This window comes from Derxia lacustris, from assembly GCF_002105195.1.
GTDB lineage: Bacteria > Pseudomonadota > Gammaproteobacteria > Burkholderiales > Burkholderiaceae_E > Derxia > Derxia lacustris.
This window is the reverse complement of record NZ_MUHU01000057.1, coordinates 1-5,880: the sequence shown is the minus strand read 5'-3', so window position 1 is coordinate 5,880 and position 5,880 is coordinate 1. Positions and strand designations below refer to the sequence as shown.

The 5,880-nt window shown below is 72.0% G+C and carries 7 protein-coding genes; 1 reads left to right on the top strand and 6 read right to left on the bottom strand.

Annotated elements, in window-relative coordinates:
- Positions 1-76: 76 nt before the first annotated feature.
- The 3 genes from B9P64_RS23335 to B9P64_RS23325 form a co-directional block, all read right to left on the bottom strand.
- On the bottom strand, positions 77-838 hold the full coding sequence (locus B9P64_RS23335; RefSeq protein WP_085318468.1) for an SDR family oxidoreductase: 762 nt from the start codon (positions 836-838) through the stop codon (positions 77-79).
- 118 nt (positions 839-956) lie between these two features.
- The gene (locus B9P64_RS23330) at positions 957-1,796 is read right to left on the bottom strand and encodes an SPFH domain-containing protein (RefSeq protein ID WP_176256947.1); all 840 of its coding nucleotides are present in this window, start codon (positions 1,794-1,796) and stop codon (positions 957-959) included.
- Positions 1,797-1,872: 76 nt separating this feature from the next.
- Positions 1,873-2,442 (bottom strand): TetR/AcrR family transcriptional regulator, encoded by a 570-nt coding sequence (locus tag B9P64_RS23325; RefSeq protein ID WP_085318469.1) that lies wholly within the window; start codon positions 2,440-2,442, stop codon positions 1,873-1,875.
- An 86-nt stretch (positions 2,443-2,528) separates the two neighbouring features.
- Here B9P64_RS23325 and B9P64_RS23320 point away from each other — a divergent pair, with 86 nt between their 5' ends.
- Positions 2,529-2,996 carry a nuclear transport factor 2 family protein gene (locus tag B9P64_RS23320; protein ID WP_085318466.1) on the top strand — a complete coding sequence of 156 codons (468 nt, stop codon included), beginning with the start codon at positions 2,529-2,531 and terminating at the stop codon, positions 2,994-2,996.
- On the opposite strand, the gene B9P64_RS23315 is transcribed toward B9P64_RS23320, so the two are convergent.
- From B9P64_RS23315 to B9P64_RS23305, 3 genes are all read right to left on the bottom strand, one after another.
- Entirely contained in the window at positions 2,899-4,500 is a 1,602-nt protein-coding gene (locus B9P64_RS23315; protein ID WP_085318465.1) for a glycine betaine ABC transporter substrate-binding protein, read from the bottom strand. The two genes, B9P64_RS23320 and B9P64_RS23315, sit on opposite strands and share 98 nt — an antisense overlap.
- Positions 4,501-4,601: 101 nt before the next feature.
- Positions 4,602-5,012 carry a hypothetical protein gene (locus B9P64_RS23310; protein WP_085318464.1) on the bottom strand — a complete coding sequence of 137 codons (411 nt, stop codon included), beginning with the start codon at positions 5,010-5,012 and terminating at the stop codon, positions 4,602-4,604.
- Positions 5,009-5,880 (bottom strand): tetratricopeptide repeat protein (locus tag B9P64_RS23305; RefSeq protein WP_139826506.1); only part of this gene is annotated, 872 nt, incomplete at its 5' end. The genes B9P64_RS23305 and B9P64_RS23310, both read right to left, overlap by 4 nt.

The window sequence follows — 5,880 nt, the reverse complement described above, 5'->3', positions numbered from 1 at the left end:
CGAGGGAAGTCGGCCCACCGGGCCGACCGCTCCCGTTGAGCCCGCCACCGTCACCCCGCCACGCCCCGAAAAAAACTCACCCGCGCCCCACGAACGGCATCCCGCTCGCCAGCACCGTCATGTTCAGCACATTGGCGCCGAGCGGCAGCCCGGCCATGTAGCGCACCGCGTCCACCACATGCCGCACGTCGAGCAGCGGCTCGACCATCACCGTGCCGTTCGCCTGCACGATGCCGTTTGCCATCGCCTGCGCCATCTCGGTCGCGGCATTGCCGATGTCGATCTGGCCGCAGGTGATGTTGAACGGCCGGCCGTCGAGTGCGGTGCTCTTGGTGAGGCCGGTGATGGCGTGCTTGCTGGCGGTGTAGGCAATGCTGCGCGGGCGCGGCGCATGGGCCGAGATCGAGCCGTTGTTGACGATGCGGCCGCCCTGCGGCGACTGCGCCTTCATCAGCGCGAAGGCCGCGCGCGTGCATAAAAAGCTGCCGGTCAGGTTGATGTCGATGACGCGCTTCCAGTCTTCAACGCTCAGCTCGTCGGGCGTGCTTGCAAACGCGCTCACGCCGGCGTTGTTGAACAGCACGTCGAGCCGGCCGAACTCGGCGCGGATGCGCGCAAACAGCGCATCGACCGAGGCGGCGTCGGCCACGTCGCAGGCCACGGGCAGCGCGTGCTGGCCGCGCGCTGCGGCGTCGGCGGCGATGGCGTCGAGCGCCGACTGGTCGCGCGCGGCCAGCACCACGCGCCAGCCGTCGGCCAGAAAGCCTTCGGCCACGGCGCGGCCGATGCCGCGCGAGGCGCCGGTGATGAGGATGACGTTGGGTGCGGATACGGTCATGGCGGGTTCCCGGCGGAGGTGACGAGGGACGCGGGCAGGGCGCCCGCGGCGGACGGCATTTTCGGCGATGCGGGCGGGGCTGCCGGGCCGGCCCGGCGCCGTCACGCGCAGGCGCTTTCTACTTGCCCAGATTCACCAGCGGCGTGCCGCCATTGAGCAGCACGGTGTTGCCGGGCTTGCCGGCCAGCGCCACCGCCGCGTCGCGCTGGATTTCGGCGACGCGGATGTCGCGCAGCGCGGGCGTCATGCTCTCGGCAATGATGCGGTTGGCGCGCGCCTGGCCCTCGGCCTCGACGATCAGCCGCTCGGCTTCGGCGCGCGCCAGGTCCAGCTCCTTGCGCTTGCGCTCGATGGCCTGGTCGGTCTCGGCGCGCAGCCGGATCGCGGCCTCGATGGCCGGGTCGGTGAGCAGGTTGCGCACATTGACCGCCGTGACCACGAAGGCGCCCTTGTCGCTCGCGTCCAGCTCCTGCTGCAGGCCGGCGCGGATCAGCTCCGACAGCTCGGCGCGCTTGGTGTGCATGGTGGTCGCATCGAGCTGGGCGATGGCCTTGTACACGGCCTCGCGCGCCTCGCGCGACACGCGGCTGTAGGCGATCACCAGGTCCTTGCTGCCGTTGGCCACCACGTCGCGGTGGCGCACCACGTCGCCCTGGTACTTCACGTAGAGCGCGGGGATCGCGGCCGGCATCGTCTTGAAATAGATGTCGATGTCCACGTCCTTCATCGTGAGGTTGTCGCGGCTCTTGGGCGTGAGGTCGTTGAGCGAGAAGCTCACTTCCTTGGCGGTGAACTCGTCGACGGTGCGGATGACCGACAGGTAGACGCCGGGCGGCAGCGCCTCGGTCTCGACCTTGCCGAAGGTGCGCGCGACGCCGATGTTGCCGGTGTCGATCTGGGTGCAGCCGGCAGCGGCGGCGGCCAGCGCCACGAGCAGGCCGAGGGTCTTGAAGGACATGCGTTCTCCTTGCGGGTCTTGGGTGCGCGCGAGTGTCGGGCAGGCGGGCACGCGGCGAAACGGCAAACAGCGGCGATCAGTGCGCGGCGTGGCATTCCAGCGCGCCGAGCAGGCGCTCAAGCGCCGCGAGCGCCGGGCCGGGCGCGCCATCCATCTGGGCGCGCAGGATCGCGCCGTCGACGGCGGTGGCGATGGCGTCGGCCGTGGCGGCATCGGGCCCGGCCGGCAGCAAGCCGGCGATCAGCTCGGCCATGTCGGCCTTGTGCCGCTGCGCGACGGCGCGCACCTCGGGCTGGTCGGCGCCCAGCTCCACCACGGTGTTGAGGAAGGCGCAGCCGCGATAGGCATCGGCCGCGAACCATTCGCCGAGCGCGGCCAGCAGCGGCGCGGTGCCGCCGCCCTCGCGCGCGCCGTGGCGCCCGAGCGCATCGACGAACCACGCCATCCACACGTCATGGCGATGGTCGAGGAAGGCGCGCACCAGCTCCGCCTTGCTCGGGAACTGGCGATAGAAGGTCACCTTGGTGACGCCGGCCTCGGCGATCACGCGGTCGATGCCGGTGGCGCGGATGCCGTCGCGGTAGAACAGGTCGTGCGCGGCGGCGAGGATGCGGTCGCGCGGGCTGGGGCTGGTGGTCGGGTTCATGGTCAATCAGTGTAGACAAGTCGTTCCACTCGTGCGAGCCTGAAGGTAGACAGACCTGTCTACAAGCAACCGACAAGGAGCCCGCCATGGAAACCCGCCCGCCCGTACCGCCGTTCACGCTCGACTCCGCCATGCAGAAGGTGCGCCTCGCCGAGGACGCCTGGAACAGCCGCGACCCCGAGCGCGTGAGCCTCGTCTACACAGAGGACACTTACTGGCGCAACCGCGCCGAATTCGTCACCGGCCGCGCGGCGGTGAAGGAATTTCTCGCGCGCAAGTGGGCGCGCGAACTCGACTACCGGCTCATCAAGGAAATCTGGGGCTGCCGCGAGAACCGCATCGCGGTGCGCTTTGCCTATGAATGGCGCGACGACTCGGGCCACTGGTTTCGCAGCTACGGCAACGAGAACTGGGAGTTCAACCCGCAGGGGCTGATGCAGCGGCGCTTTGCCAGCATCAACGACCTGCCGATTGCCGAGGCGGAGCGGAAGTTTCACTGGCCGCTGGGGCGGCGGCCCGACGATCACCCCGGGCTGACCGAGCTGGGCTGCTGAGCCGGCCGGCGAGCGCGCCGAGGCCATCGACCAGCAGCGCGAGCCCGGCGGCCGGCAGCGCGCCGGCCAGCATCAGCGCGCCGTCGCCGAGCGCAAGGCCGGTGACGATGCGCTCGCCAAATCCGCCCGCGCCGACGAAGGCCGCGATGGTGGCCGTGCCCACGCTGGTCACCGCTGCCGTGCGCGCGCCGGCCAGGATTACCGGCCAGGCGAGCGGCAGCTCAACGTGGCGCAGCACCTGCGCCGGCGTGAGGCCGAGCGCGAGCCCGGCCAGCCGCTGCCCGGCCGCGATGCCGGCCAGCCCCGTGTACGTGTTGCGCACGATGGGCAGCAGCGCGTAGAGCGCGAGCGCGACGAAGGCCGGCAGCAGCCCGATGCTGCCGGTGAGCGCGACCAGCGCCGCCAGCAGCGCGAGCGAAGGCAGCGTCTGCAACAGCCCGACGCCGCCGAGCAGCGCGGCGCCCAGGCGCGGCCGGCGCGCGGCGACGATGCCGAGCGGCACGCCGACCGCCAGCGCCGCCGCGACCGACGCGAGCACGAGGTAGAGATGCTGGCCGGCGAGGCGGGTGAAGTCGTCGCCGCCGAGCAGCGCGGGCAGGCGCGACCAGGCCGAGGCGCGCGGCGCCGGCTGCGGCGCGGTCGGCCCGGTCGCGTCGGCAGCGCGCCCGGCGAGGAAGTCGCGCGCGATCTGCGCGAACGGCACGCCGGCTTCGGCGCGCGCGTTCATCCCGCGCATGGCGGGCGCGTCGATGCGGCCTTGCAGCTGCGCCAGCGTGGCGAAGGCGACCGGCGCGCGCGCGGGCAGATCGGCGCGCCAGACCAGCACGGCGTCATAGCGCGGCAGCACGCCGTGGTCGTCGGCGAGCAGCGCGAGCTGGTCGGCGGCGATGCGCGCGTCGGTCGTGTAGACGTCGGTCACGTCGAGCGTCGCGGCGGCGAGTGCGTCATAGGCCAGCCCGTGATCGAGCCCGCGCGGCGTGGGCTGCGGCAGCGCATAGCCGGCCTTGAGCGCCGGCCAGCCATCGCGCCGGCCGAGGAATTCCTGGCTCAGGCCGAGCCGCAGCGCGGGCTGGCGCGCGAGGTCGCCGACCGTGGCGATGCCGAGCCGCCGCGCCACATCGCCGCGCATGGCGAGCGCATAGCCGTTCTCGAAACCGAGCGGTACGCCCACCGCCAGCCCGCGCGCGGCGAAGGCGCGGCTCAGCTCGGGCAGCGGCGGCACGGCGGGCAGCCCGAGCACTTCGAGCGCGAGGGTGCCGCTGTAGTCCACGTAGAGATCGATGCTGCCGGCCTCCAGCGCGGCGAGGACGATGGCCGTGTTGCCGAGGCCCTGGCGGTGCGTGGCGTCGGCGCCGGCCGATTGCGCGGTGGCGCGGAGGATTTCGCCGAGGACGTAGGACTCGGTGAAGCGCTTGGAGCCGATGGTTAGGGATTCGGCGCGGGCGGTCAGCGAGCAAAGCGTGAGCAGGCCGGCGAGTGCGAGGAGCGGGAGGCAGGGGCGCATCGTGCGAGTGTCGGCGATGCGTGGGGCGGGATTGGGTGCGTTACCGGCGGGGCGCGGTGAGGTGGCCGCCGCCCGTTGCGGCGCTGGCGGCCACGTCCGCATCAGCTCGCGTCGGGCTTGCCGGCGGCCGCCGCCTTGGCCGCGAGTTCGAGCAGCTGGTCGGGCGTGAGCGTGGCGAGCGGCACCGGCGCGGCGTCGGGCGCGGCTTGCAGCAGGATGACCAGACCTTGCGTGGCGCCGGTCTGGGCGCGGGCGATGGCGTCGGCGGCCTGTTTGCGTTTGCGGATGCGGTCGACGATGTCGAGCCCGGTGAGGACTGTGGCGGGCAGGGAGAGGACGAGGCTGCCGAGAGAGATGAGGGTTGCGGGGTCGGGCGAGCGCGTGCCGGCGCTGGCGGCGGGCGCGACGGTTTCGATGGCGGGCAACGCGTCGGGGCCGGCGAGCAGGCTGGCGAGGTCGCGCGCGGCGGTGTCGGCGCCGGGGCCGGCGAGGGTGAAGCTGAGGGTGGTCATGCGGTGGGCTCCTGGGGCGGGAGAGAGTCGAGGCGGGACTGGATGTGGGCGATGTAGTCGATCATGTCGAGCAGGCGGGCGGCGGCGAGGGCCTGGGTGAGCACGGCCCGGGCTTGGTCGGGCATGGCGTTGGTGAGCAGGATGCTGCCCAGCGTTGCGCCGACGGTGGCGATGCCGTCGGCGACACCCAGTTCGGTGACGAGATTCCAGGCTTCGACGATCAGCGGCATGGCCGTCTCGGGCTCGTCGTCGCGCAAGTCGTAGCTCGCGAGGCTCCAGGCGGCAGCGGCGATTTCGCGCTTGTCGCCGAGAGCACGCAGACCGTCGAGCGCGCGCAGTTGTATCTCGCGCGCTTCGGCGGACTGGCCCTGCGCGAACAGGATGTCGGCGATCTTGCCGTGGGTGACGGCGAGGGAGTGCACATCGTCGAGGCGGGTGTAGACGAGCAGTAGCTGCTCGCGGTGGATGCGCAGTGCCTCGTCGAGCTGACCGCGCGCCTGAAGGATGTCGGCGATCTTGCTGTGGGTATTGGCGAGGGAGCGCACATCGTCGAGGCGGGTGAAGACGGGCAGTTGCAGCTCGCGGCGGATGCGCAGCGCCTCGTCGAGCTGACCGCGCGCCTGAAGGATGTCGGCGATCTTGCCGTAGGTGATGGCGAGCTCGCGCACATCGCCGAGGCGGGTGTAGACGGGCAGTTCCTGCTCGCGGCGAGTGCGCAGCGCCTCGTCGAGCTGACCGCGCGCCTGAAGGATGTCGCCGATCCTGCCGTGGGCGATGGCAAGCTCGCGCACATCGTCGAGGCGGGTGAAGACGGGCAGTTGCTGCTCGCGGCGGATGCGCAGCGCTTCGTCGAGCTGGCCGCGCGCCT

What these genes read in the sequence shown, in the direction of transcription:
- B9P64_RS23335 (WP_085318468.1), bottom strand. Translation starts at nt 838, where the DNA reads ATGACCGTATCCGCACCCAACGTCATCCTCATCACCGGCGCCTCGCGC.
- B9P64_RS23320 (WP_085318466.1), top strand. Translation starts at nt 2,529, where the DNA reads ATGGAAACCCGCCCGCCCGTACCGCCGTTCACGCTCGACTCCGCCATG.
- B9P64_RS23330 (WP_176256947.1), bottom strand. Translation starts at nt 1,796, where the DNA reads ATGTCCTTCAAGACCCTCGGCCTGCTCGTGGCGCTGGCCGCCGCCGCT.
- B9P64_RS23310 (WP_085318464.1), bottom strand. Translation starts at nt 5,012, where the DNA reads ATGACCACCCTCAGCTTCACCCTCGCCGGCCCCGGCGCCGACACCGCC.
- B9P64_RS23325 (WP_085318469.1), bottom strand. Translation starts at nt 2,442, where the DNA reads ATGAACCCGACCACCAGCCCCAGCCCGCGCGACCGCATCCTCGCCGCC.
- B9P64_RS23315 (WP_085318465.1), bottom strand. Translation starts at nt 4,500, where the DNA reads ATGCGCCCCTGCCTCCCGCTCCTCGCACTCGCCGGCCTGCTCACGCTT.